The organism is Sphingomonas sp. BL-S-05, from assembly GCF_055521695.1.
The window spans coordinates 1,301,100-1,325,479 of record NZ_CM145499.1 but is presented as its reverse complement, the minus strand read 5'-3'; the positions used below and the strand labels follow the sequence as shown (position 1 = coordinate 1,325,479).

Genomic DNA, 24,380 nt, shown 5'->3' with positions numbered 1-24,380 from the left:
GTCCGGGCGTCTAGGCCCGTCGAACCAAACCGGCAATGAACGTACGAAACGGACCGCCAATTTATTGGGTTATGCGTTGGTCGCATGCGACGAAGGGAAGGCGGATGAAAATCTACACGATCGGATATGAGTCGGTAACCGTGGCGGAATTCGTCACGGCGTTGCAGGCGGCGGGCGTTCGGCGGGTCATCGACGTACGCGCGCTGCCCCTGTCGCGCCGACCGGGCTTCTCGAAATCGTCATTGGCGGCCGAACTGGCGACGCACGACATCGACTATGTGCATCTGAAGGCACTCGGCACACCCAAGCGCGGACGCGATGCAGCAAAGAAGGGCGACGTCGCGACACTGCGCGCGGTATATGACGAACAACTCGAACTGCCCGAGGCGCAGGCGCAAGCGGCGATCATGCTGGAACTGGCGGCGGAGATGCCCTCGGCGCTGCTATGCTTCGAACGCGAACCGGCGCATTGCCACCGGACGTTGCTGCTCGAAGCGGTGGGGCAGGGCGCGGAGATAGTGGAACTCTACGCCTAAATCCTCCCCGCTCGGCGGCGAAGGGGGATCGCCGCGAAGCGGTGGTGGAGGGGCGGCTGCCTCAAACGGTTCGCTCGCGCCCCCCAACAAATGGGAAGAATTTTCAGCCCGTAATCGGCCGCTTGACCTTGCCCGCGTCATCCCGATGCAACGGCCCATAGGCCACCACCACCTCCAGTGGCAGCGGCCCGTAGAGGTGCGGAAACATCTGCCCGCCGCGTGACGGTTCCCATTTCACCGCCTCGCCCAACGCCTCCAGATCGACCTCTGCCACATGCAGATCATCCTGCCCGCCGAAATGCTTGTCGACCGTTTCGGTCAACTGGTCGAAGGTCGACAGGTGGATATAGCCATCGGCGATATCCACCGGTGCCCCGTCGAAGCTGCCCGCCTCCAGCACCGCCATCTGCTCTGCGGTCAGCACCTTGAAGGCGGTGGCGGGCTTCATTCCTCGATATCCTTCTCGCTGATCGTATCGGGACCGGTCCCGTCGTCGAGCACGATATCGCCCTCGACCGGCGGCATTGCGGCGCGTTCCTCGGCGACGATCGCCTCGGCCTCGTTCTCGGGGGTCTCGTCCTCGTCGATCTTGGCGGCCGACACGACCTGCTCGCCCATGCCGACACGGAAGATGGTGATGCCTTGCGTATTGCGGCCCGCGACGCGAATGTCGCCGACGGTGGTGCGGATTAGCTTCGCCTGATCGGTAACCAGCATCAGCTGCTCACCATTATGCGCCGGGAAGCTCGCCACGACCGGTCCGTTGCGATCGGAAGTGACGATGTTGGTGATCCCCTGACCCCCGCGCCCGGTGCGGCGATATTCATAGGCCGAGGTGCGCTTGCCGAAACCGTTGGCGGTGACGGTCAGGATGAACTCCTCGGCCGCCTCGAACTCAGCCATGCGTTCCGCCGAGAGCGTGACTTCTCGATCACCTTCCTTCCACGGCGCGGCCTTCAGATATTGCTCGCGTTCCTCTGCGGTCGCGTCGAACCCGCCGAGGATCGACAGCGAGATGACCTCGTCGTCTTTGCCCAGCGAAATGCCGCGCACGCCGGTCGATGTCCGGCTCTGGAACTCACGGACATCGGTCGCGGCGAAGCGGATCGCCTTGCCCGCCTTGGTCGCGAGCAGCACGTCGTCGGTCTCGGTCAGCAGCGCCACGCCAATCAGGCGATCGTCGCTATCGTCGTCGAAGCGCATCGCGATCTTGCCGGCGGTCGGGATATTCGCAAAGGCATCCATCGAGTTGCGCCGCACCGTGCCATTTGCCGTCGCGAACATGACGTGCAGGTCGCTCCACCGCTCCTCGTCCTCGGGCAGCGGCAGCACGGTCGAGATCGTCTCGCCCGCCGCCAGCGGCAGCAGATTGACCATCGGCCGTCCGCGCGTCGCCGGCCCCCCTTCGGGCAGGCGCCACACCTTCATGCGGTACACCTTGCCGGCGGTCGAGAAGAACAGCACCGGGGTATGGGTGCTGGTCACGAACAGGTTCGTGATCGCATCCTCGTCCTTGGTCGCCATACCGGCGCGGCCCTTGCCGCCACGCTTCTGCGCGCGGAAGGCGTCGAGCGGCGTGCGCTTGATATAGCCCTGCACCGTGACGGTGACGACCATCTCCTCGCGCTCGATCAGATCCTCGTCGTCGATGCCGTCAGCGGCACCGGCGATCTCGGTACGCCTGGGCGTCGCGAATTCGGCGCGGACGTCGACCAGCTCCTGCCGCATCACCGCATACAGTTTGGCGCGGTTGCCGAGGATTTCGAGCAGATGGCTGATCGACCCGGCGAGCGTCTTCAGCTCCTCGCCAATCTCGTCGCGGCCGAGCGCGGTCAGGCGATGGAGGCGCAGGTCGAGGATCGCGCGGACCTGCAGGTCGGACAGGCGATAGACGTCGCCGGTCGTGTCGGATTCGACCGCCTCGACCAGTTTGAGATAGGGCGCGATCTCCGCCACCGGCCATTCGCGCGCCAGCAAGGCGGCGCGCGCAGCGGCGGGGCTTTCCGACCCGCGAATGATCCGCACCACCTCGTCGAGATTGGTGACCGCGATCACCAGCCCCAGCAACAGATGCGCCCGCTCGCGTGCCTTGGCCAGTTCGTACTTCGACCGGCGGGTGATGACTTCCTCGCGGAAGCCGACGAACGCGTCGATGATCTGGGCGAGGTTGAGCAGTTCGGGCCGCCCGCCACGGATCGCCAGCATGTTCGCGGCAAAGCTCGACTGCGCCGGGGTGTGCCGCCACAACTGGTTGAGCACCACGTCAGGGGTCGCATCGCGCTTCAGGTCGATGACGATCCGCACGCCTTCGCGGTTCGATTCGTCGCGAATGTCGCTGACGCCTTCGATCCTCTTGTCCTTGGCCGCCTCGGCGATCTTTTCGACCAGCCCCGACTTGCCGACCTGGAACGGGATTTCGGTCAGCACGATCGAGCGCCGCTCGCCGCGTGCCTCGACCGTGTGGCGCGAACGCAGGATGATCGACCCGCGCCCGCCAGCATAGGCGGCGCGCGCACCGGCGCGGCCGAGCATCAGCGCGCCGGTCGGAAAGTCCGGCCCCGGCACGATCTCGCACAGTTCGTCATGGGTCAGCGGCTCGCCGCCCTCGACCCGACGATCGATCGTGGCGAGGCACGCATCGACCACTTCGCCCAGATTGTGCGGCGGCACGTTGGTCGCCATGCCGACCGCGATGCCGCCCGCGCCGTTGACCAGCAGGTTCGGGAAGCGTGCCGGCAACACCGCCGGCTCGCGCTCCGATCCGTCGTAATTCGGCACGAAATCGACCGTATCCTTGTCGAGATCGTCGAGCAGCGCCATCGCCGACTTGGCGAGGCGCGCCTCGGTATAGCGCATCGCGGCGGGCGGATCGGGGTCCATCGACCCGAAGTTGCCCTGACCATCGATCAGCGGCAGCCGCATCGACCATGGCTGCGCCATGCGCGCCAATGCGTCGTAGATCGCGGTATCGCCATGCGGGTGGTATTTACCCATCACGTCGCCGACGATGCGCGCCGACTTGCGATACGCCTTGCCGGGAACGAAGCCGCTTTCCTGCGCCGAGAACAGGATGCGGCGATGCACCGGCTTCAACCCGTCGCGCACATCGGGCAGCGCGCGGGCGACGATGACGCTCATCGCATAGTCGAGATAGCTCGACCGCATCTCGTCCACGATCGAGATGGGGGCGATATCGGATGGGTCGGCGATCAGCGTCGCGTCTGTCAAAGTTCGATGCTTTCGGGGAATGTTTCGGTTGGGCGACAACCTAGCCGGTCGGGTCGCGAAAGCCAAGCGTTGCGGCTCGGTTCGACCGGCGCCCGGAACATGCTGCGGCGCAAAAAGTTGCTTCAGCCATGCGCGACATCCAACGTTTCCTGAACACGCTGCCCCCGACCGCCGCCGATCTCGCCACGGTCGGGATTTCGGTAGTGGCGGCGTTGCTTCTCCACGCCGTCCTTTTCCGGTTATTGCAACGCTTCGCGGCACGCACGCCGGGGTCGGTCGACGACGTCTATGTCGACCATGCGTGGCGGCCGATGCGGTGGATCCTGGTGGCGATGGCACTGGCCAGCGTCCGTCGGCCGCTACGCCTTCCCGAACGGTGGGACGATTTGTGGACGCAGGTCGCCGGGCTGGTGGTACCGCTGCTGATGGGGTGGTTCGCGATCGCCATGATCCGCGCGTCCGTAAAGGCGATCGAGGTCGCGACCGACATTACCGTCGCCGACAATCTGCGCGCGCGGCGGCGGCGGACGCGCAGTGCCATTTTGGGGCGGATCGCGATCATCGCCATCGGCTTCATCACCGTCTGCCTGATGCTGTTGTCGATCCCCAGCATCCGCTCGATCGGCGTCACGCTGATGGCGTCGGCGGGTCTCGCCGGCCTTGCGGTCGGTGCCGCCGCCCAGCCTGCGCTCAAGAACATCATCGCCGGCGTGCAGATGGCGTTCACCGAACCGATCCGCATCGACGACGTGGTCATCATCGAGAATGAATGGGGCCGGATCGAGGAAATCCGCCTGACCTATGTCGTCGTCCGCCTGTGGGATGAACGGCGGCTGGTCGTGCCGGTGTCGAAATTCCTCGAATCGAGCTTCCAGAACTGGACCCGCACGACCAGCGGGCTGCTGGGGTCGGCGTTCTTCTGGCTCGACCCGACGACCAACATCCCCCGCCTGCGCGCGAGGTTCGAAGAGTTGGTGAAGGACGATCCGCTCTGGGACGGGCGGGCTTATGTGCTGCAGGTGACCGACACCAAGCCAGATGCGATCGAGGTCCGCATCCTCGCCACCGCGTCTGACGCCGCCCGCGCGTTCGACCTGCGCTGCTCGCTGCGTGAAGGGATGCTGGCCTTTATCCGCGACGAAATGCCCGAGGCGCTGCCACGGCGGCGGGTAGCGGTGGACGACGTAAAGGTACCAAATCACAGTCAACCGACCTGACGGTCGCGAACCACCTTCAAGCTTCGACCTTCCCGCGAAGGCGGGACTTCTGCGAAAGCCCACTCCACCGTGTCCCCGCGAAGGCGCGGACCCAGAGCCACATACGCAAGTGTCGGTTTGCTTGGCTCTGGACCCCCGCCTCCGCGGGGGTACGGGGGAGGAGGCGGGACAGGTACCGGGTTTATTCACGTACACCGGCGTTCGCCGGGGTACGAGTAGCCCCTGGCAGCGCGCGCGACTTTCGCAGAGGTCCCGCCTTCGCGGAAGCGACAGCCGGGCGGCTGTCGCCCATAGCCTTCAGCCCTTCCGCCCCGCCACGAACGCATCCACGTTACGACCCAGCACCGTCATCGGCACCCCGCCGCCCTGCACGACCGCATCATTGAACGCCTTGAAATCATAGCGCGGCCCTAGCGCCGTCTTCGCCCGGTCGCGCAGGCGGTTGATCTCCGAATGCCCGACCTTGTAGCCGCATGCCTGTCCCGGCCACGAACAATAGCGGTCGACCTCGCCGGTCACTTCGTCGACGCTCGATCCGTTGGTGCTGGCGAACCAGTCGATCGCCTGTTGCCGGGTCCAACGTTTCGCGTGCAGCCCGGTGTCGACGACCATCCGGCAGGCGCGGAACGCGATCGACTGGAGATAGCCGAGCCGCCCGACCGGATCGCCGTCATACGCGCCCAATTCGTCGCCCAGTTGTTCGGCATAGAGCGCCCAGCCTTCGGAAAAGGCGTTGAACTGCAACAGCGACCGGATCAGCGGGAGGCGGAAGCTATATTCGCCCTGCCAGACATGGCCGGGGATCGCCTCGTGATAGGTCAGCGTCGGCAGCGAATAACGGGTCCAGATGCCGGTATTGCGCAGGTTGATCCACATCTTGCCCGGCACCTTGCCGTCGATCGACCCCGGCCCGCCATAGGCACCCGGCGCGCCGGCTTCCTCGACCACCGGGATGCGCTTCACCTCGACATTGCCGGGCGCCAGCGTGTTGAAGGCGCGCGGCATCCGGGCGCGGATGTCGCGCAGCCGGTTCTGGACCAGTTCCATGATTTGCGCCCGTCCGGCATCACCCTCTGGAAAGGTGAAGCGCGGGTCCTTGCCGAGCGCGGTCATCCGCTCGCCGACGCTGCCTTTGGTATAGCCGAGCGGCTTCAGGATCGCGTCCATCTGCGCCTGCAACCGGGCCAGTTCGTCGCGGCCCATCGCATGGACCTCGTCCGGGGTCATCGTCGTCGTGGTCGACGCACGCAATGCCCAGCGATACCAGCCATCGCCGTCGGGCCGCGCCCACATACCGGCGTCCGACGTCGCCTTCCTGCGATCGTCCTGCATCGCCGCCAACTGCCGCTCGAGCGCCGGTTTGACCCGATCGCGCGCGATTGCGGTCGCCCGCGCGCCCCAGTCGCCGGGAATGTCCTTCGTCCGACGCGTCAGCGACGTTACGATGTCCCAGCTTGCCGGCTCGCCCGCCAGCGATTGGTTCATTTGCTTCAGCGTCTTGTCGAGCAGGAAGTCGGGCGGCACCACCCCGCGCGCCGACGCCGCGCGCACCCGCGCCGTTTCGGCATCCAGTTGCGTCGCATAGCTGTCGAGCCGCGCCAGATAGGCATCGGCATCCGCCTTGGTCGCGATGCTGTGATCGCTGTCGAGGAAACGCGGTATGTCGAGATAGGCGCCGACATTCTGGATCACGACATAGGGGGTGTTGCGCCACCCGCCGACTGCGACGTCGCCATAGGGAAGCGCGAAGCCGTCAAGCGCGGTTTCGAACGCCGTCTTGACCACGTCGATATCGGTCCGCGTCGCCGGGGACAGCGGCGCGGTGTCGATGGCTTTCAGCGTTGCGACGTGCGCGCGCAGATGCTCGGCGATCGCCCGCTGCCCCGCCGCCGACCGATCGCCCAGCCGCGCCTTCAGCACCGCACGCGCGCCGGTGTCGATGCCGAGACCGCTCGCCGCCTCCGGTGCGTCGACCAGCATCGCCTCGGCAATCTTCGACAGCGTCGCTTCGGCGGCCTTGTCGGCGGCGGTCGCAGCAGACGCGGCTGCCGGGCCTTGCGCGCGGGCGGGCAGGGCGGCGGCCAATGTCGTCGCGGCGGCACCGGCGATCCAGTCGCGGCGGGTCAGTTCCATCGGCAATCCTTGTCAGCGAAGCGTTGCCGCCTTGTCCTGCGCGGCGTGCCCGGCGTCAATCGTCCGACGCGACGGTCAGCGTCGATCCGCTGACCCCGACGATCCGCACGCGGCGGCCGACGTCCAGATCGGGTCCGCGTGCAATCCAGTCGCTGTCGCCGACCCGCACCCGCCCGATCCCGCCGACGATCGCTTCGACGACGACCACGTCCTGCCCGATCAGCCGCGCCGCGCGATCGTTGAGCAGCGGATCGTCACTGTCGACCGGATAGTCGGCATACCAGCGCCGCCCGATCAGTACCGTGACCACGCTCCACGCGCCGAACACCGCCAGTTCGGCCGGCAGGGTCAGCGCAGGGAACAGCAGCGAGAGCAAACCGGTGATCGCCGCCGCGATCGCCACGAAGACGAGGAATACGCCCGGCACCGCCAGCTCGGCCGCGCCCAGCGCCGCCGCCAGCAACAGCCAGCCATAGCCGCCGTCGATCATCGCACGGGCGGCTCGAACGGACCGACCGGCCGTTCGCGCACCGCCGGGGTCGGGGCAGGGGCGGGCGCGGCGGCCTTGGTCTCGCCCAGCGCTTCCTTCGCCAGTTGTCCGATCCCGCCCAGTGTGCCGATCAACTGCGTCGCCTCGACCGGGAACAGGATCGTCTTGGCATTGGGGCTGGTCGCGAACTTGCCGACCGCCTCGACATATTTCTGCGCGATGAAATAGTTGATCGCCTGCGTACCGCCCGCTTCGATCGCGTCGCTGACGACCTGCGTCGCCTTCGCCTCGGCCTCGGCGGCGCGTTCGCGGGCTTCGGAATCACGGAACGCCGACTCACGCCGCCCTTCGGCTTCGAGGATGCGCGCCTGTTTCTGACCCTCGGCGCGCAGGATCTCGGAGGCACGCGCGCCTTCGGCCTCGAGGATGTTGGCGCGCTTCTCGCGCTCGGCCTTCATCTGCCGGCCCATCGCGTTGACGATATCGGCGGGTGGGCGGATGTCCTTGATCTCGACGCGGGTGATCTTCACGCCCCATGGATTGGTCGCATGGTCGACCACGCCCAGCAGCCGGGCATTGATCTCGTCGCGCTTCGACAGCGTCTCGTCGAGGTCCATCGACCCCATCACCGTGCGCAGATTTGTGGTCGTAATCTGCTGGAGCGCGACATACAGGTCGGACACCTCATAAGCCGCCTTCGCCGGGTCAAGCACTTGAAAGAACACGACTCCGTCGGTCGAAACCATCGCATTGTCGCGGGTGATTATTTCCTGTCCCGGTATATCGATCACCTGCTCCATCATATTAACCTTCCGGCCGACACGATAGAAAAAGGCGGGGTAGAAATTGAACCCCGGCCGCGCGACTGCGGTGAAGCGGCCGAAATGTTCGATCGTATATTGGTGGCCCTGGGTCACGATCTTCACGCTCATGAACAGGTAGAGCAGCACCAACAACACCAGCGCCGCGATCACGCCTACGATCATCGTCCATCCCCGCTTGCCTCGACCGGGACCGGTCTAGCATAGCGTCGGCATGGAACCCACCATAAGCCTTGCTCCGCGCAGCCTTTTGTTCGTGCCCGCCGCGCGGACGAACATGATTGCGAAAGCCGTCGGCCTGTCGGCCGATCTGATCGTCCTCGACCTAGAGGACTCGGTTCGTGCGGAGGAGAAGGCAGCGGCGCGCGACGCGTTGCCGGCGGCGATCGAACTGCTTGGCAGTCGTGGTGCGGTTCGCGTCAATGCCCCCGACAGCGACCAGTTCGCCGCCGACCTACTGGCGATCGTCGACGTGCCGCTGGTCGTCGTGCCGAAGGTCGAGCGCGCCGCCGACCTTGCGCCCCTGGCCGGGCGCAGGGTACTGGCGATGATCGAGACGCCGCGCGGCGTGCTGGCGGCGGCGGAGATCGCGGCGGTTCCCGGCGTCGTTGGATTGATGGTCGGAACCAACGACCTCGCCGCCGAACTGCGCCTGCCGCCCGGCGGTGGGCGGGGCGCGCTGGCGCTCGCGTTGCAAGGCGTCGTGCTGGCAGCGCGCGCGGCGGGCGGATGGGCGATCGACGGTGTCTTCAACGCGCTGGCCGATCCCGACGGGCTGGCGCGCGAATGCGCTGAAGGGCGGGCGATGGGCTTCGATGGCAAGTCGCTGATCCATCCCGGCCAGATCGCTGCCGCCAACGCCGCCTTCTCGCCCACCACCGCCGAACTGGAAGAGGCGGCCGCGCTGATTGCCGCTGCGACCGGCGGCGCGGAGCGGTTTCGCGACCGGATGATCGAGGCGATGCATGTCGAAACCGCGCGAAGGTTGCTCGAACGCGCGCGTTGACGCTTGCCCGTCACGTTTCGGATCGATAGTGGGGCGCATGTCGCTCCGCCCGATCCTCGGACTCGCCGCCCTGCTGTGCAGCGCCTCGGCGGCCCATGCCCAGCACATCACCCCGCAGATGCTGCGCGACCATGTCGCGATACTCGCCGGCGATGGCTATGAGGGCCGCGAACCCGGCACCCCCGGCGGCGATCGTGCCGAGGCCTATGTATTGCAGGCGTTCGCCGATGCCGGCCTCAAGCCCGGTGCGCCCGATGGCCGCTGGCGGCAGGACGTGACGCTGACCGCGATCGAGGGAAAGTCGGCGACCGCGTCGGTGAAGCGCGCCGGACGCACCGTCGCGTTGAACAGCGTGGTTGCGATCGGGGACCAGCCCGATACGCGCGTCGGCGATGCCGGCATCGTCTATGCTGGCGGGATCGAGGCCGATGCGATCGCCGCCGCGCCGGTTCGCGGCAAGGTCGTGGTGATGCCGCTGAGTGCCGGTCGTGCCGCAAAGGCGCGCGCGTTGGCGAAAGCAGGGGCCGTCGCCGCGATCTACCTGACGCCCGGCACCATTTCCGAAGCCGATGTGCGCGAGAATTTCGGCCGCTTGACCGTTCGCGACGGCGAAGCACTGCCGATACCGGTTGCCTATCTATCCGAAGCGCAGGCGGCGACGCTGCTCGGCGATCGGGCCGCGGCGCTGGCCAAGGCGGGGACCGCCAAGGATTTCCGCCCCGTCGACATTGACGGCACGTTCGACCTTACAGCGACGACCACCCGCCGCCGCTACACCACCGCCAACATCGTCGGCATGATCCCCGGCCGTACGCGTTCGAACGAAGCGGTGCTGTTGTCGGCGCATTGGGACCATATCGGCATCTGCCGGGCAGAAGGCGCGCCCGATCGCATCTGCAACGGTGCCGCCGACAACGCCAGCGGCACCGCCATTCTGATCGAGGTCGCGCGGGCGCTGGCCAAAGGACCGGCGCCGGAGCGCAGCATCTATTTCGTCGCGACGACGGCGGAGGAAAAGGGGCTGATCGGCGCCGATGCCTATGCCGCCGCGGTCGCCGAAACCCCGCTCAAGATCGTCGCGAACCTTAATATCGATACCGCCGCGATCGTGCCGACCGGCATGCCGGTGGCGATGGTCGGACGCGGCAACCATCCGAAGATCGACGCCATCGTCGACGCGACCGCCCGCGCGATCGGTCGCAAGGTCGATACCGATACCGAAGCGAACATCATGGTGCAGCGGCAGGACGGATGGGCGTTCGGCAAGCGCGGCATTCCCGCCGTCATGGCGACCGGATCGGTCAGCGATATGAAGCGCCTCTTCGCCTATCTCGACGGCCCCTACCACAAACCCAATGACGACCTCGCGCACATCGACCTGTCGGGTGCCGCCGAGGATGCCGACCTGCACGTCGCGCTCGCCCGCGCGCTTGCCGACCCCGCCCGCTACCCCGCCAACTGATACGAGACGACGCTTCCCATGGATATCACCCTCGGCCTGACCTTCGACGACGTGCTGCTGGTTCCGCAGGAATCGGACGTGCTCCCCAGCCAGGCCGACCCGCGCACCCGCGTCGCCCGCAATCTCGCGCTCAACATTCCGTTCCTGTCATCGGCGATGGACACGGTCACCGAAGCCGACATGGCGATCGTCATGGCGCAGTTGGGCGGGATCGGCGTGCTGCACCGTAACCTGACCGTCGAGGAACAATGCGCGGCGGTGCGAGCGGTCAAGCGGTTTGAAAGCGGCATGGTCGTCAACCCGATCACCATCACTGCCGACGCGCCGCTCTCCGCCGCCCGCGCGCTTATGGAGCGGCACCGGATCAGCGGCATTCCGGTCGTCGAGGCATCGGGCAAGCTGGTCGGCATCCTGACCAACCGCGACGTCCGCTTCGCCGAGAATCCGAACCAGCCCGTCGCCGAGCTGATGACCCGCGACAATCTCGCGACCGTCAGCATCGGCGTCTCGCAGGAAGAGGCCCGTCGCCAGCTACACCAGCGTCGCATCGAAAAGCTGCTGGTGGTCGATGATTCCTATCACTGCGTCGGCCTGATCACGGTCAAGGATATCGAGAAGGCGGTCACCTATCCCAACGCAACCAAGGACGGCGCGGGCCGTCTGTGCGTCGCCGCCGCCACCACGGTCGGAGAAAAGGGCTATGAGCGGACCGAGGCGCTGATCGAGGCCGAATGCGACCTGATCGTCATCGATACAGCGCACGGCCATAACCGGCAGGTCGCCGAGGCGGTGAAGCGCGTGAAGGCCATCGCCCCGCACGTTCAGGTGATCGCCGGCAATGTCGCGACCGGCGAGGCGACCCGGGCGCTGATCGATGCGGGTGCGGACGGCATCAAGGTCGGCATCGGACCGGGATCGATCTGCACCACCCGCGTCGTCGCCGGCGTCGGCGTGCCGCAGCTGACCGCGGTCATGGACGCGGCAAAGGCAGCGGCGGGGACCGGCGTGCCGGTGATCGCGGACGGCGGCATCCGCACGTCGGGCGATGTCGCCAAGGCGCTGGCCGCCGGCGCATCGGCGGTGATGATCGGATCGCTGCTGGCCGGTACCGAGGAGGCGCCGGGCGAAACCTTCCTGTACCAGGGCCGCGCCTATAAGAGCTATCGCGGCATGGGTTCGGTCGGGGCGATGGCCAAGGGCTCGGCCGACCGATATTTCCAGCAGGATATCAAGGACCAGCTCAAACTGGTGCCCGAAGGGATCGAGGGGCAGGTCGCGTTCAAGGGGCCGGCCAAGGACGTCATCCACCAGCTGGTCGGCGGGGTGAAGGCGGCGATGGGTTATACCGGGTCGCACAGCATCACCGATCTGCAGGAACGCGCACGCTTCGTTCGCATCACCAATGCAGGCTTGCGCGAGAGTCACGTCCATGACGTGACGATCACCCGCGAGGCGCCGAACTACCCGACGCGCTGAACCGCACCGGCTGCGGATCCTGCACGGCCCGCAGCCCGCTTCCTTAAATCGCCCGTTTTCCGTCATCGCGCGTTGACCGTACGGGACCGCGCTCTGCGCCCCCGCCTGGTGGATTGATGTAGGTTATGTTGCTAGTGTCGGGCATGGTGATTCAGGACGGTACCGCGTGACGCCGGCGGCACGGACCCAGGCGACGATCGATCTGGTCGACGCGATCCTCGATGCGGCGCGCACCGGCGGCGCGGCGGGCGATCAGGTCGCCAAGCGGTTCTTCGCCGCACGGCGCTATGCGGGGTCGAAGGACCGCCGTGCGATCCGTACCCTGGCCTATGATGCGGTCCGCCGCTTCGGTGCGGTCCCCATCAACGCCCGCGCCACGATCGTCGCACTGGCGGATGAGGATGCCGATCTGGCGGCGACCTTCGATGGGTCATCTTATGGCCCCGCACCGATCGCAGCGGACGAACCGCGTGCCGAAACCAGCTACGCACCGACATGGCTCGTCGATGCGCTGCGCGGTGCCGGGCTCGACGACACCGATCTTGCCGCGCTGCTCGAACGGGCTCCGCTCGACATCCGCGTCAACCGCTTGCGTACCGACCGCGACACGCTGCTCGCCGAACTGGGTGGCGAACCGGCCCTCGACCTGCCCGACGCGATCCGGCTGCCCGCCGATACGCTGCCCGATAGCGATGCGCTGCGCGACGGCCGTGCCGAGGTGCAGGATTTCGGCAGCCAGATCGTATCGCTCGCCGCCTGTGCCGAACCGGGCGGCTTCGCCATCGACCTGTGCGCCGGTGGTGGCGGCAAGACGCTGGCTATTGCGGCGCAGATGGCGGGGGAGGGACGCATCCTCGCCAGCGACACCGACCGCCCGCGCCTCTCGCGTCTTGCCCCGCGTGCGGCGCGCGCCGGCGTGACGATCGCCGAACCGCGTCTGCTCGATCCCGGCAAGGAAGCCGCGATGCTTGCCGATGTCGCCGGACAGGCCGACTGGGTGATCGTCGACGCACCCTGTTCGGGCACCGGCACGTGGCGGCGCAATCCCGAAGCACGGTGGCGGCTGACCCCCGACCGGCTCGGCCGCGTGGTCTCGACGCAGGCGCGCTTGCTCGACGTCGCCGCCGGCCTTGCCTCGCCGACCGGTACCATCACCTATGTCGTCTGTTCGTTGCTCGATGCCGAAGGGGCGGGACAGGTCGATGCGTTTCTCGCGCGCAACCCCGATTGGCGCGCGCTGCCGCTTGCATTGCCGCGCGGGCACGTCCACGGTTCGGGAATGCGCCTGACCCCGGCATCCGATTCAACCGACGGCTTTTTCGTCGCACGCCTCGGCCGGGCATAAGGCGGTGTCGCATTCGGAGAAATTGATGCGGTTCACCTCGGTTTCGGTCGCGGCCGCACTCGCTCTGGTCTGCGCGTCCACCTCGCTCAGCGGGCAGCGTCCCGATAATCAGATCGACCCGCGTTCGACCGCGCTGTTACAGCAGGGACGTGCCGCACAGGCCGCCGGCAATGTCGAAGGTGCGGTCGGCCTGATCGAAAGCGCGCTCGTCGTCGACCCGCGCAACCGTCCCGCTTACATCGCACTTGCCGATATCGCGCGCGGACAGGGCCTGCCCGGCAAGTCGATCCGCCTGTATCGCGAGGCGCTGAGCCTCGAACCCAATGACGTCGTCGCGCTGAAGGGCGAGGGCGAAGCGCTGGTCCAGAAGGGCGCCGTCACCAAGGCGCGCGAAACGCTGGCGAGGCTCAAGACCGTCTGCGGCGCATCCTGCCCCGCCGCCACCGAACTGGCGACAGTTATCGCCAAGGGGCCGCCGGTCACCGCGACCGCGCAGCAGACCCCGCCCGTCGTACCCGGGACGCCGACCACCACCCAGCAATAACCGGCGTCAACCCGCGTCCAGCCGCCGGGCAAGCGCCACGAACTCCGCGACGCCGACCGTCTCCGCGCGGCGTGTGGGATCGATGCCGATCGCCTCGGCCGCGTCGATTGCGCCGGGCACCGCCTTCAAACTCTGCCGCAGCATCTTGCGCCGCTGGCCGAAAGCGGCGGCGGTCAGCCGTTCGAGCGTTTTCAGCGAAACGCCTTCCGGCGCCTCGCCCGGCACGACATGCACCACTGCCGACATGACCTTGGGCGGCGGGGTGAAGGCACTGCGATGCACCGGCATCGCGATCCGCGCCGTGCTGCGCCACTGGGCCAGCACCGCCAATCGCCCATAGGCGTCGTCATTGGCGCCCGCGACGATCCGATCGGCGACCTCGCGCTGGAACATCAAGGTCAGACTGCGCCACCATGGCTGCCACCCGCTCGACAGCCAGCCGACGAACAGCGCGGTGCCGACATTATAGGGCAGGTTGGAGGCGATATGCGGCCGCCCCTCGAACAGCGACGGTGCGTCGATTTCCAGCGCATCGCCCTCGATCACGCGCAACCGCCCCGGAAACGCTGCACCCAGCTCTTCGAGTGCGGGAATACAGCGCCGGTCGCGTTCGATCGCGGTCACCTTCGCCCCGGCCAGCAGCAGCGCCCGGGTCAGTCCGCCCGGACCGGGACCGACTTCCAGCACTTCCTGATCGTGCAGGTCGCCGGGCACGCGCGCGATCCGGTCGAGCAATTGCTGGTCGAACAGGAAATTCTGCCCCAGCGCCTTGTTCGCCGACAGGTCGTGACGCTTGATGACGTCGCGCAGCGGCGGCAGGTCGCCGACCGGGGTGACGCTCACGCCGCGGCCCGGCGCGCGGCGGCGTCGCCCGCCATGCGGATCGCCGCGATCATCGCGCCCGGCTCCGCCCGGTCCTGTCCGGCAATGTCGAAAGCGGTGCCGTGGTCGGGCGAGGTCCGCACGATCGGCAGGCCGAGGGTGATGTTGACGCCATCATCGAAATGCAGCGTCTTGATCGGGATCAGCGCCTGATCGTGATAGGCACACAGCGCCGCATCGTATCGCGCGCGGGCGCGGGGATGGAACATCGTGTCGGCAGCCAGCGGCCCGACGATATCGATCCCCTCGGCGCGCAACAGTTCGACGGCGGGGATCATCACCTCGATTTCCTCGCGTCCGATCGCGCCGCCTTCCCCGGCATGGGGATTGAGCCCGGCGAGCGCGAGACGCGGCGCCGCGATCCCGAAGTCGCGGGTGAGGCCCCGCGCCGTCGCCCGCGCGCGGGCGACCAGCAGATCGATGGTCAGCACATGCGGTACCGCCGACAGCGGTTCGTGGATCGTCAGCGGCACGACCCGCAATGTCGGACCCGCCAGCATCATCACCGCATTCTCACGCGCGACGCCGCAACGTTCGGCAACGAATTCGGTCTGCCCCGGATAATCGAAGCCGATCCGGTACAGATCGGCCTTCGACACCGGCGCAGTGACCAGACCCGATGCCGCATCGGACCGCGCCAGACCCGCCGCCAGTTCCAGCGACTGCAACGCACAGCGCGCGCCACCGATATCGGGGTGCCCGGGGTTGATCGCGTCGCCATCGACCACCGACACGACCGGCAATGCCCGGCCGCAAACCAGCGCCGCGTCGCGTGGATCGTCGATCCGTTCGACCGGACCGTTCCACACCGCCGACACCGCCGCCACGTCGCCGACCGCGAAGAAGCAGGGGAGGCGTTCCGCGTCCCGCCGTTCCCAAGCCTTGGCGATCACTTCCGGACCGATTCCCGCCGGGTCGCCCATCGATACCGCTAACGGCGCGATCGCCGGCATCGTACCTGCTCCCTCAACGATATTCGATCACCGCGTCACGCCGCAGGTCGCGCATCATCCGCTGCGCCCGAAGGTTGACGCGTTCCTGCTCCAGCCCCTGCTGGATTTGCGCCGCGCTGGGCAGCGCGCCGTTACGCGGATCTTCGCGACCGCACACGACCAGCACGCGCACGCCGTCCTTGGGCGAACCGAAGGGCGGAGTCGCCTGTCCGACGTTCAGCTTCAGGATGATTTCCTGCAACGCCGGCGGCAGGCTGCGGACCGTGACCGCGTCATTGTCGACGATCTCGGCCTTCTGCGTCTGCGCGACCTTGGTCGCGTCGCCACATCCGCGGATCGCCTGCGTCGCTTCGGTGAAGGCCGCGACCTTCGCGCTCGCCTGCGCCTCGGTGGTGCCGGCGGGGAAGGGCAGGAACAACTGCCGCAACGCCAGCTTGGCGTCGCGCGGGTCGGCCGTCAGCACCTGCCGCTTGTCGGCCAGATACAGGATCGAATAGCCGCCCGGCACCTCGATCGGCCCGGCGATCTGCCCGACCTGCATCTGCTGCGCGGCGCGCTGCAACGGCTCGGGCAACATGTTAAGTCGCACGAAACCCAGATCACCGCCGACCGCACGGGTCGACGCTTCGGAGAAATTCCGCGCGAAATACTCGAACGGTGCACCCTGGCGGATCTGTTCGATCATCTTGGTCATGCCGCCCTGCACCTCGGCGGCGCGATCGGGCGTGGCGCTCATATAGATTTCGCGCAGGCTATACTCTTCGGCGCCCTTGGATTCCTCCAAGCGCTTGATGACCGCGGCGACCTCTTCTTCACCGACATTCACAAACGGCTCGACCTGCCGCCGCAGCAGCCGGCTCCATGCCAGTTCGCCCTCGATCTGCCGCCGCAGCGACCGATCCGACGATCCGACGGTGCGCAGATAGGCGCGCAGCTGCTCGGGCGTCTGGTTGAACCGCTGCTTGGCCAGCCGGTTGAAGCTCTGCTCCAGTTCGGCCGGCGTGACGGTGATGTCCTTTGCCTTGGCCTGCTGGATCTGCAGCGTTTCGTCGATCAGCTGGCGCACGACCTGCTGGCGCAATACCTCGCGGTCCTGCTCGCTCAACTTGAAATCGTTCAGCGCGACGATCAACGCCATGCGCTGGTCGACATCGGTGCCGGTCAGCACCGTGTCGTTCACGATCGCGGTCGGTTTGCGGATATTGGGGTCCAGCTTGCCGAAGATCGTCGGATTGCCCGGCAGGTTCAGATTGGCGCCGGGCACTTCCTGCCCGTCGCTCACGGTCTGCGCCGCCAGCGTGGCGGCGGCGGCGATCGCGACGAAACCGGCGATCGAACGGCCGATGCGGCCGACATTCACGATGTTGTTGGTCACTTGGTCGTCTTATCCCATGCGCGCGAATTCAGGGCGGTGCCGCACCATTCGGGCAAATTCATGACCCGCCGCGCCTGAACAGGGCCTTATCGTCCCAGATTCTTCAATGCCAGCGTTACCAGATAGCTGCTGCCGCTGCGCGCGTCGCCGATCCGCTGGTAATCCCGCTTCCACGTCAGGCCGAGCCGCAGGCAATCGTCCTCATACTGGACACCCAGCCGGTGGCGGATCGGATCATAACCATCGGACAGCGAAAGCGAATCCTCCGACTTGTCGGTCAGGTCGACCGTCGCCGAACCGAACGCCGACCAGAACGGACCATAGGCGATCCGCCCCGCGACGCGAATTTCCTCGCGGTCCTGCAGATCCTCCAGCTCGTCGATATCGCGGTTCAGCCGCAGATAGCCGACCTGCAGATAGGTCCGGCGACTGCCGACCGTCGCGTCGAGTTCGTTCCTGCGAATCTTCAACCCGTCCTTGTCGAGCCGGTAGCGATGGGTGAACGTCACCAGTTCGCGAAACCGAATATCGGTCCGCCCGACAAAGTCGGAGAAGCGATCGTCCAGACCAGTGCCGCTCGGCAGGATGCTGGCGCGCTGGCTGGCGCGGTAGCTTTGCCCGATCGTCGCCGCCACCGCCACGCCCGGCAGATCGATCGCATAGTCGAGGCCATAGGTGATGCGCGACGAATCCTCGAACCGGTCGTACCCCGCGAAGCGATTGAGCGCGAACAGGTTCGAATCCTCCAGATCGACGGCGCGCGCATCCTCGTTCGGGACCTGCAGGTTGGCGATCTTCGGCGACGCGACCAGTTGCACGCGCGGGCTGATCCGTTGCGTGCCGCCGCCGATCGCGCCGACGAACGGCCAGCGGATATCGACCGCCGCCGCGGCGATGCCGCGCGGGGTGAAGCCCTCGTCGCCGCGATAGCTCAGCACCGCGGTATCGATCGTGTCGTGCGCATTATAGACGTCGCCACGCGCATAGGCGGTGAACGTCACCTCCTGCCCCAGCGGCGTATAGCGCGTCAGGTCCCAGCGCGCGGCGGCAAAGGCACGCTGCGTATCCTGTCCCTCGCTCCGCCCGATCGCCAGCGTGTTGAGCTGCACCTGTGCGACGCCACCCAACAGGCCGTTGAACCGGCGTCGATAATCGAGTTCGGGGAGCGCCACCGGTTGCATCCCCTGATCGTCGCCGACCCGAAGCGTCTGCACCGCCCAGGCGCTGACAGTCAGCATCGAATCGCGGTCGATCCGCTCGACCGTCACATTGTTGCGCAGCCGGTCGTCGCGCGAAATGTCGTAGCGGCGCAGGAAGGTCTGGTCGGTGGTATAGCGCAGCGACCCCGACACCGCCCAGTTCGGGTCGAGCTGGAACCGCCCGACCGCATCGAGATAGCCACGGAACGACTGTTCGCTCCCCGTCGGCACGATACCGAGCACAAGGTCGTCGCTCCGCCGGCTGACCGTCGCATAGCCCTGTACCCGATACGCGCCCTTCGACGTCAGCGCACGGTAATCGCCCTGCAACATCGGCAGCACCGCGGTATAGACGTGCGGCGTGATCGTCACGTCGCGATTGGGCGCGAGGCTGAAATAATAGGGGACGGCGACCTCGACCCCGTTGACCCGGTCCAGCCGGATCGACGGCGCCAGCAGCCCCGAATCGCTGCCATCACCGATCGAATGCGAGAAGGAAGGTAAGGGAATCGTCGGCAGGCCGAAGATGGTCAGCCCCGCCCCGGTATAGCGGATGCGCTTGCGCGTCGGGTCGTAGCGAACCTTGATCGCCGTGATCTTCCACGACGGCTCTTTCGGACATCCTGCCGAATTCGTCACCGAACACGGCGTATAGGCGGCGCTCTCTACGGTCACAACGCCGTTTTCGGAACGGGTACCGCGCTTCGCCGCGATCCGCCCGCCTTCGTCGAGCACCACCAGCATATTGTCGACCACGCCGTCCTTCAGCGTGTCGGTCAATTCGATCCGGTCGCCGTAAGCAACGTCGCCCTGCGGGTTGGTCACCGCGATATTGCCGTCGGCGACGACCTGTCCGGTCTTGCGGTTCCACGTCACCCGGTCGGCACGCAACCGGTTGCCCTCGCGCAGCAGCCGCACCTCGCCGGTCGCTGTAACGATATCGGCATTGCTGTCATATTCCAGCAGGTCGGACGAGAAATCGATCTGATCTTCGGTCGGCGGGGTCGGCAGCGCTTGTTCGGGCGCGGGCGGCGGCGCTGGCCGATCCTGCAAATCCTGCGCAAGGGCCGGCCCGCCGAACGCCAACGTCAACCCAAGGGCAAGCGACCCGATCGAACGCACCACTAGTTCCGCTTCCCCTTGTCGCCGCCTGTTGGCGACCTTGTGGCCTGCCTATCGCATCGTGCAGCGTGAACCGCAATCGCTGTCCACCCGCTTTACCTCCCCGCGGCTGCGGGCCTAGAAGGCGGCAGCGCCCATGTGCGCCAGCGTAGAAGGAAGTGCATGTCGATCTCGATCCAGTTCGCCCCCGACCGGGGAACCGCCACCGCCCTTGTCCTGCCCGTCGCCAGCGGAGGACTCGACCGGATCGCCGCGGCCGGGCTCGAGGATGCCACCGCGACGCTGGTCGCCGCCGCCGCACGTGCGGGCCGGTTCGACGGTGAGGCCGGGTCGATGGCCGAAATCTTCGTGCCCGGCGACGGAGACAGCGCTAACCGCGTCATCCTGCTCGGCATCGGTGCCGGCGACGGCGCGGCGCTGGAAAAGGCGGGCGGCGCGCTGACCGGACGGTTCCTGTTGTCGGGTCTGACCGAACTGACCGTCGATTTCGCCGGTACGGACGTGTCGGCGGCATCGGTCGCACGGTTCGCAGCGACGGCGGCGCAGCGCGGTTGGCGGCAGGACGGCTATCGCACGAAGATGCCCGAAAAGTCGAAGCCGACGCTGACGACGATCACCATCGCCAATGCACCGGAAGGAATCGACGACGCATTCGTCGCCGCCGATGCGATCACCCAGGGGTTGGACCTGACCCGCACGCTGGTCACCGATCCGCCGAACATCCTCTACCCGGTCAGCTTCGTCGAGAAATGCCGCGAACTGACCGATCTCGGCATCGAACTGACCATCCTTGACGAACGGCAGATGGCCGAACTCGGCATGGGCGCGCTGCTCGGTGTCAGCTTGGGCTCGGAGAAGGAAGCGCGGCTGCTCGCCATGCGCTGGAACGGGAAGGGCGAGGGGGATGTCGACCTCGCCTTGGTCGGCAAGGGCGTGACCTTCGACACCGGCGGCATTTCGCTGAAGCCCGGACCCGGCATGGAAGACATGAAGTGGGACATGGGCGGCGCGGGCGCGGTCGCCGGCGCGATGAAGGCGCTGGCGTCGCGCAAGGCGAAGGCCAATGTCGTCGGCGTCGTCGGGCTGGTCGAGAACATGCCCGATGGCAAGGCCCAGCGACCCGGCGACGTCGTCACCAGCATGTCGGGCCAGACGATCGAAGTGCTCAACACCGATGCCGAGGGGCGTCTGGTGCTGTGCGACGTGCTGACCTGGGTCCAGAAGACGCATAAGCCGGGCACCATCGTCGATCTCGCCACGCTGACCGGCGCGATGATCATCTCTCTGGGAAGCGAACATGGCGGCCTGTTCGCCAATGACGATTCGCTCGCCGACCAGTTGCTGGCCGCGTCGCGCGAATCGGGGGACCTGTTGTGGCGCTTCCCGCTGTCGCCGGCCTATGACAAGCTGCTCGACAGCCCGATCGCCGATATGAAGAATATCGGCCCGCGCGGTGCCGGATCGATCACCGCTGCGCAGTTCCTGAAGCGCTATATCGAAGGAGGCGTGCGTTGGGCGCATCTCGATATCGCCGGCATGGTGTGGGCCGACAAACCCGGCAACCACCACGACAAGGGCGCGACCGGCTTCGGCGTGCGCCTGCTCGACCGGTTCGTCGCGGACAATTTCGAAGGTTGAGGCCCGACCGCCCAACACGTCATTCCATCGCAGTCTGGAATCTCCTGCGGAAAGCACGGCACACCCGCCGCAAGAGACCCCAGCCTTCGCTGGGGTGACGGGTGGGGGGAGGGCATACAAGCGAACCTATGAAAGTCGACTTCTACCACCTGACCCGCAGCCCGCTCGACCGCGTGCTCCCGCGCATCGCCGCGCGCGTGCATGGCGACGGCGAGCGGTTGCTCCTGTTGTCCGAAGATGCCGATCAGCGCCGCAATCTCGACATGCTGCTATGGACCTACGCTCCCGACAGTTTCCTGCCACACGCGCAGGCGGGGGCCGGGGAGGACAGCCTTCAAGCGGTGCTGATCGCTCCAGACGTCGTTGCGACCAATACCGCCCGCAACATCGCGATCGTCGACGGCCGGTGGCGCGAGGAGGCGCTGACCTTCGATCGCGCCTTCCACTTCTTTGGCGAGGACCATATCGCCGCTGCCCGTGCGGCGTGGAAGGGACTGGCCGACCGCGACGGTGTCGAACGCCGCTACTGGCGACAGAGCGACAATGGTTGGGAACAGGCGGCGTAACGCTTGCCTGTAACGCGGCGCCCGACTAGGGGGACCGTCCACTTCCAACCAGCAACGCAGGAGCTGCGACCGCCATGGCCGCCACCCGTACCTTTTCGATCATCAAGCCCGACGCGACCCGCCGCAACCTGACCGGCGCCGTCACCAAGATGCTGGAGGAAGCCGGCCTGCGCGTCGTCGCTTCGAAGCGCATCCAGATGACCCGCGAACAGGCCGAAGGTTTCTACGGCGTGCACCGCGAGCGTCCGTTCTTCAACGACCTGGTGTCGTTCATGATCTCGGGTCCGGTCGTCGTGCAGGTGCTGGAAGGCGAAAACGCCGTGCAGGCGAACCGCGACATCATGGGCGCGACCAACCCGGCGAACGCCGAACCGGGCACGATCCGCAAGGAACTGGCCGAATCGATCGAAGCCAATTCGGTCCATGGTTCGGATTCGGAAGAGAATGCGAAGATCGAGATCGACTTCTTCTTCAAGCCGGAAGAAATCGTCGGCTGATCGATCGGCCGATGAAATGAAAGGCCCGCTTCCGTGAAGGAGGCGGGCCTTTTTCGTTTCTGCGTTGGTCGGTTGCGAACTTGCTCCACCGTTCGTCTCGAGTAGCCGCTGAGCCTGTCGAAGCGGCGTATGAAGGACCGTTGGCGGCCAAGTCCTTCGATACGGGCCTTCAACTGCGCTCAGCCCCTACTCGGCACGAACGGAAGCGGAGAAAGCCACCCCATTCTCCCATCCCGCTTGGTTCGAGCAGCTTCGACCTTGTCGAGAAGCGCCCGTCGAGAACGGGCTGATTAGCCACCGCTTTTCGACTACGGTTCTCGACAGGCTCGAACCTCCGCTCGAAGCGAACGGATGGGAACGGGACAGAAGGGAGAACCCCCCTTACTTCACCCCGGCAGTCGCCGCGACCGCCACCACCGGCGTGCTTGCCGACACAGCGGCCGTTGCCGGCAACGTCACCGGCGTCGCCGACTCGGTGAACGCCTTCAGTTCGCGGCCCGCCGGAATGCGCGCGCTCTTGCCCGTGACGAACGGAGCCGCCGGCCAGAGCAGCGCGACCGATGCCACCGTCGCGACGGTGTTGCCTTCGCCTTCCTGACGATATTTGCCGGTCACCGGGATGCGGCGGCCGTTCAGTTCGATCGAACGGACCTGGATTTCCATCTTGCCCGACTTGCCGAACGCACCCTTGCCGGTCAGCCAGGTGACTTCGCCGATGGCCGGCGTACCCTTCGGAATCACGACATAATCGCCCAGCATCACGTCGGCGGCGACGGTCAGCCCGAACTTGTAGCCGACCTCGATGCGACCGCCCTTGGTCGTCAGGTCCTCGTTCATCGACAACAACACTTCGGTGTTCGCCGGCAGCTGCGCATTGGCGGTGGCGCCCCCACGCGCGACGGCGGTCACCGGAGCCGACTGGTCCTGCGCAACCGCAACGGTCATCGACGCGCCAGCAAAAGCGGCGACGCAAAGCATCTTCACGAACGTCATGGTCTTCCCCTCTACTTCCCCCCCATGGGAAGCCGGACCGGATCGTATCCGATCGCGACGTCGCTGGATAGGGGCCGGGGAAGCGTTACTGCACCGAAACGGGGTTAACGCCCGCCTGCCTCCAGCAGTCCGCGTGGCGCCGCCAGCTCCCATCCATGGGCGACCGCATCGTCGATCGCCGTCCCGTCGTCACCGGGCAGTGCTATCCAGCCATCGTCGCCGCGCACCGTCGCCGCGCCGTCCACCCGGACGAACGCTTCGCCCTCAACCAGAAAGACGGTCGCGCCGTCCTCCTGCCGTTCCTCGACCCCCGGCAATACCTTCACTGCTTCACGGATATGGTCGAGCATCTCGGTCATCGCGTCACAAACTCCGCCAGGGTTCGCGGGTAGAGGCGATGTTCCTCCACCAGCACCCGCGCCGCCAGCGTATCAGGCGTATCGTCGGGCAGGATCGGAACGCGCGCCTGCGCCAATACGCTCCCGGCGTCGAGTTCTTCGGTGACGACATGCACCGAACAGCCCGCCTCGGTATCGCCGGCGGCGATCGCACGGGCATGCGTATCCAGCCCCTTATAGGCCGGTAGCAACGAGGGATGGATGTTGACGATCCGGTCGCGCCACTGTCCGACGAACCAGTCCGACAGCAGGCGCATATAGCCGGCCAGCGCGATCGTCTCGACCCCTGCGTCCCGCAGCGCCCCGTCGATCGCCGCTTCATATTCCGCTTTCGGGATGCCGCGGGGCGACTGGGCGAAGGTCGCGATACCCTGTTCGGCGGCATGGGCCAGGCCGGCGGCATCGGGCTTGTCCGACGCCACCAGCACGATTTCATAGGGGCAGTCCGCCGCCTTGGCCGCTTCGATCAGCGCCGCCATGTTCGATCCCCGCCCCGAAA

Annotated in this window: 22 protein-coding genes; 10 read left to right on the top strand and 12 right to left on the bottom strand. The window is 66.7% G+C overall.

Going from position 1 to position 24,380, the window contains the following annotated elements:
* The first annotated feature begins 104 nt into the window (after nucleotides 1-104).
* Complete coding sequence (locus ACZ1JS_RS06000; RefSeq protein ID WP_465168149.1) at nucleotides 105-536, top strand: DUF488 domain-containing protein; 432 nt, start codon at nucleotides 105-107, stop codon at nucleotides 534-536.
* A 103-nt stretch (nucleotides 537-639) separates the two neighbouring features.
* Here the strand turns inward: ACZ1JS_RS06000 and ACZ1JS_RS05995 are convergent, their stop codons facing one another.
* Together ACZ1JS_RS05995 and gyrA are read right to left on the bottom strand one after the other, a co-directional pair.
* Complete coding sequence (locus tag ACZ1JS_RS05995; RefSeq protein ID WP_465168148.1) at nucleotides 640-984, bottom strand: DUF952 domain-containing protein; 345 nt, start codon at nucleotides 982-984, stop codon at nucleotides 640-642.
* Nucleotides 981-3,764 (bottom strand): DNA gyrase subunit A, encoded by a 2,784-nt coding sequence (gene gyrA / locus ACZ1JS_RS05990; protein WP_465168147.1) that lies wholly within the window; start codon nucleotides 3,762-3,764, stop codon nucleotides 981-983. The genes ACZ1JS_RS05995 and gyrA overlap by 4 nt, the downstream gene beginning before the upstream one ends.
* A gap of 128 nt (nucleotides 3,765-3,892) precedes the next feature.
* On the opposite strand from gyrA, the gene ACZ1JS_RS05985 reads away from it, so the two are divergent.
* Nucleotides 3,893-4,981 carry a mechanosensitive ion channel family protein gene (locus tag ACZ1JS_RS05985; RefSeq protein ID WP_465168146.1) on the top strand — a complete coding sequence of 363 codons (1,089 nt, stop codon included), beginning with the start codon at nucleotides 3,893-3,895 and terminating at the stop codon, nucleotides 4,979-4,981.
* A 297-nt stretch (nucleotides 4,982-5,278) separates the two neighbouring features.
* On the opposite strand, the gene ACZ1JS_RS05980 is transcribed toward ACZ1JS_RS05985, so the two are convergent.
* From ACZ1JS_RS05980 to ACZ1JS_RS05970, 3 genes are read right to left on the bottom strand one after another with little or no spacing between them, the layout of a single operon-like run.
* On the bottom strand, nucleotides 5,279-7,114 hold the full coding sequence (locus tag ACZ1JS_RS05980; RefSeq protein ID WP_465168145.1) for a DUF885 domain-containing protein: 1,836 nt from the start codon (nucleotides 7,112-7,114) through the stop codon (nucleotides 5,279-5,281).
* 55 nt (nucleotides 7,115-7,169) lie between these two features.
* A complete protein-coding gene (locus ACZ1JS_RS05975) occupies nucleotides 7,170-7,604 on the bottom strand; it encodes an NfeD family protein (RefSeq protein ID WP_465168144.1) in 435 nt (144 codons plus the stop codon).
* Complete coding sequence (locus ACZ1JS_RS05970; protein ID WP_465168143.1) at nucleotides 7,601-8,590, bottom strand: SPFH domain-containing protein; 990 nt, start codon at nucleotides 8,588-8,590, stop codon at nucleotides 7,601-7,603. Before ACZ1JS_RS05970 ends, ACZ1JS_RS05975 begins: the two co-directional genes overlap by 4 nt.
* Nucleotides 8,591-8,639: 49 nt before the next feature.
* Between ACZ1JS_RS05970 and ACZ1JS_RS05965 the strand changes: the two genes are divergently transcribed.
* From ACZ1JS_RS05965 to ACZ1JS_RS05945, 5 genes are all read left to right on the top strand, one after another.
* Nucleotides 8,640-9,431, top strand: coding sequence for an HpcH/HpaI aldolase/citrate lyase family protein (locus tag ACZ1JS_RS05965; RefSeq protein WP_465168142.1), 792 nt, complete (start codon nucleotides 8,640-8,642; stop codon nucleotides 9,429-9,431).
* Between the two features lie 37 nt (nucleotides 9,432-9,468).
* Nucleotides 9,469-10,893, top strand: a complete 1,425-nt coding sequence (locus ACZ1JS_RS05960; protein ID WP_465168141.1) for a M20/M25/M40 family metallo-hydrolase — start codon at nucleotides 9,469-9,471, stop codon at nucleotides 10,891-10,893.
* An 18-nt stretch (nucleotides 10,894-10,911) separates the two neighbouring features.
* A complete protein-coding gene (gene guaB / locus ACZ1JS_RS05955; RefSeq protein ID WP_465168140.1) occupies nucleotides 10,912-12,369 on the top strand; it encodes an IMP dehydrogenase in 1,458 nt (485 codons plus the stop codon).
* 166 nt (nucleotides 12,370-12,535) lie between these two features.
* The gene (locus tag ACZ1JS_RS05950) at nucleotides 12,536-13,714 is read left to right on the top strand and encodes an RsmB/NOP family class I SAM-dependent RNA methyltransferase (RefSeq protein WP_465168139.1); all 1,179 of its coding nucleotides are present in this window, start codon (nucleotides 12,536-12,538) and stop codon (nucleotides 13,712-13,714) included.
* A gap of 25 nt (nucleotides 13,715-13,739) precedes the next feature.
* The gene (locus ACZ1JS_RS05945) at nucleotides 13,740-14,258 is read left to right on the top strand and encodes a tetratricopeptide repeat protein (protein WP_465168138.1); all 519 of its coding nucleotides are present in this window, start codon (nucleotides 13,740-13,742) and stop codon (nucleotides 14,256-14,258) included.
* A gap of 6 nt (nucleotides 14,259-14,264) precedes the next feature.
* Here the strand turns inward: ACZ1JS_RS05945 and rsmA are convergent, their stop codons facing one another.
* From rsmA to ACZ1JS_RS05925, 4 genes are all read right to left on the bottom strand, one after another.
* On the bottom strand, nucleotides 14,265-15,101 hold the full coding sequence (gene rsmA, locus ACZ1JS_RS05940; protein WP_465168137.1) for a 16S rRNA (adenine(1518)-N(6)/adenine(1519)-N(6))-dimethyltransferase RsmA: 837 nt from the start codon (nucleotides 15,099-15,101) through the stop codon (nucleotides 14,265-14,267).
* A complete protein-coding gene (gene pdxA, locus ACZ1JS_RS05935) occupies nucleotides 15,098-16,093 on the bottom strand; it encodes a 4-hydroxythreonine-4-phosphate dehydrogenase PdxA (protein WP_465168136.1) in 996 nt (331 codons plus the stop codon). The genes rsmA and pdxA overlap by 4 nt, the downstream gene beginning before the upstream one ends.
* Nucleotides 16,094-16,106: 13 nt before the next feature.
* On the bottom strand, nucleotides 16,107-17,468 hold the full coding sequence (locus ACZ1JS_RS05930; protein WP_465168135.1) for a peptidylprolyl isomerase: 1,362 nt from the start codon (nucleotides 17,466-17,468) through the stop codon (nucleotides 16,107-16,109).
* Nucleotides 17,469-17,554: 86 nt separating this feature from the next.
* On the bottom strand, nucleotides 17,555-19,789 hold the full coding sequence (locus ACZ1JS_RS05925) for an LPS-assembly protein LptD (protein ID WP_465168639.1): 2,235 nt from the start codon (nucleotides 19,787-19,789) through the stop codon (nucleotides 17,555-17,557).
* A 168-nt stretch (nucleotides 19,790-19,957) separates the two neighbouring features.
* Here ACZ1JS_RS05925 and ACZ1JS_RS05920 point away from each other — a divergent pair, with 168 nt between their 5' ends.
* From ACZ1JS_RS05920 to ndk, 3 genes are all read left to right on the top strand, one after another.
* A complete protein-coding gene (locus ACZ1JS_RS05920; RefSeq protein ID WP_465168638.1) occupies nucleotides 19,958-21,427 on the top strand; it encodes a leucyl aminopeptidase in 1,470 nt (489 codons plus the stop codon).
* Between the two features lie 128 nt (nucleotides 21,428-21,555).
* Nucleotides 21,556-21,993, top strand: a complete 438-nt coding sequence (locus ACZ1JS_RS05915; protein WP_465168134.1) for a DNA polymerase III subunit chi — start codon at nucleotides 21,556-21,558, stop codon at nucleotides 21,991-21,993.
* A gap of 74 nt (nucleotides 21,994-22,067) precedes the next feature.
* On the top strand, nucleotides 22,068-22,490 hold the full coding sequence (gene ndk / locus ACZ1JS_RS05910) for a nucleoside-diphosphate kinase (protein WP_242115458.1): 423 nt from the start codon (nucleotides 22,068-22,070) through the stop codon (nucleotides 22,488-22,490).
* Nucleotides 22,491-22,871: 381 nt separating this feature from the next.
* On the opposite strand, the gene ACZ1JS_RS05905 is transcribed toward ndk, so the two are convergent.
* The 3 genes from ACZ1JS_RS05905 to purN form a co-directional block, all read right to left on the bottom strand.
* The gene (locus tag ACZ1JS_RS05905; protein WP_465168133.1) at nucleotides 22,872-23,435 is read right to left on the bottom strand and encodes a hypothetical protein; all 564 of its coding nucleotides are present in this window, start codon (nucleotides 23,433-23,435) and stop codon (nucleotides 22,872-22,874) included.
* Nucleotides 23,436-23,587: 152 nt separating this feature from the next.
* Complete coding sequence (locus ACZ1JS_RS05900) at nucleotides 23,588-23,842, bottom strand: hypothetical protein (protein WP_465168132.1); 255 nt, start codon at nucleotides 23,840-23,842, stop codon at nucleotides 23,588-23,590.
* Nucleotides 23,839-24,360, bottom strand: a complete 522-nt coding sequence (gene purN, locus ACZ1JS_RS05895; protein WP_465168637.1) for a phosphoribosylglycinamide formyltransferase — start codon at nucleotides 24,358-24,360, stop codon at nucleotides 23,839-23,841. Before purN ends, ACZ1JS_RS05900 begins: the two co-directional genes overlap by 4 nt.
* Between the last annotated feature and the right edge of the window lie 20 nt (nucleotides 24,361-24,380).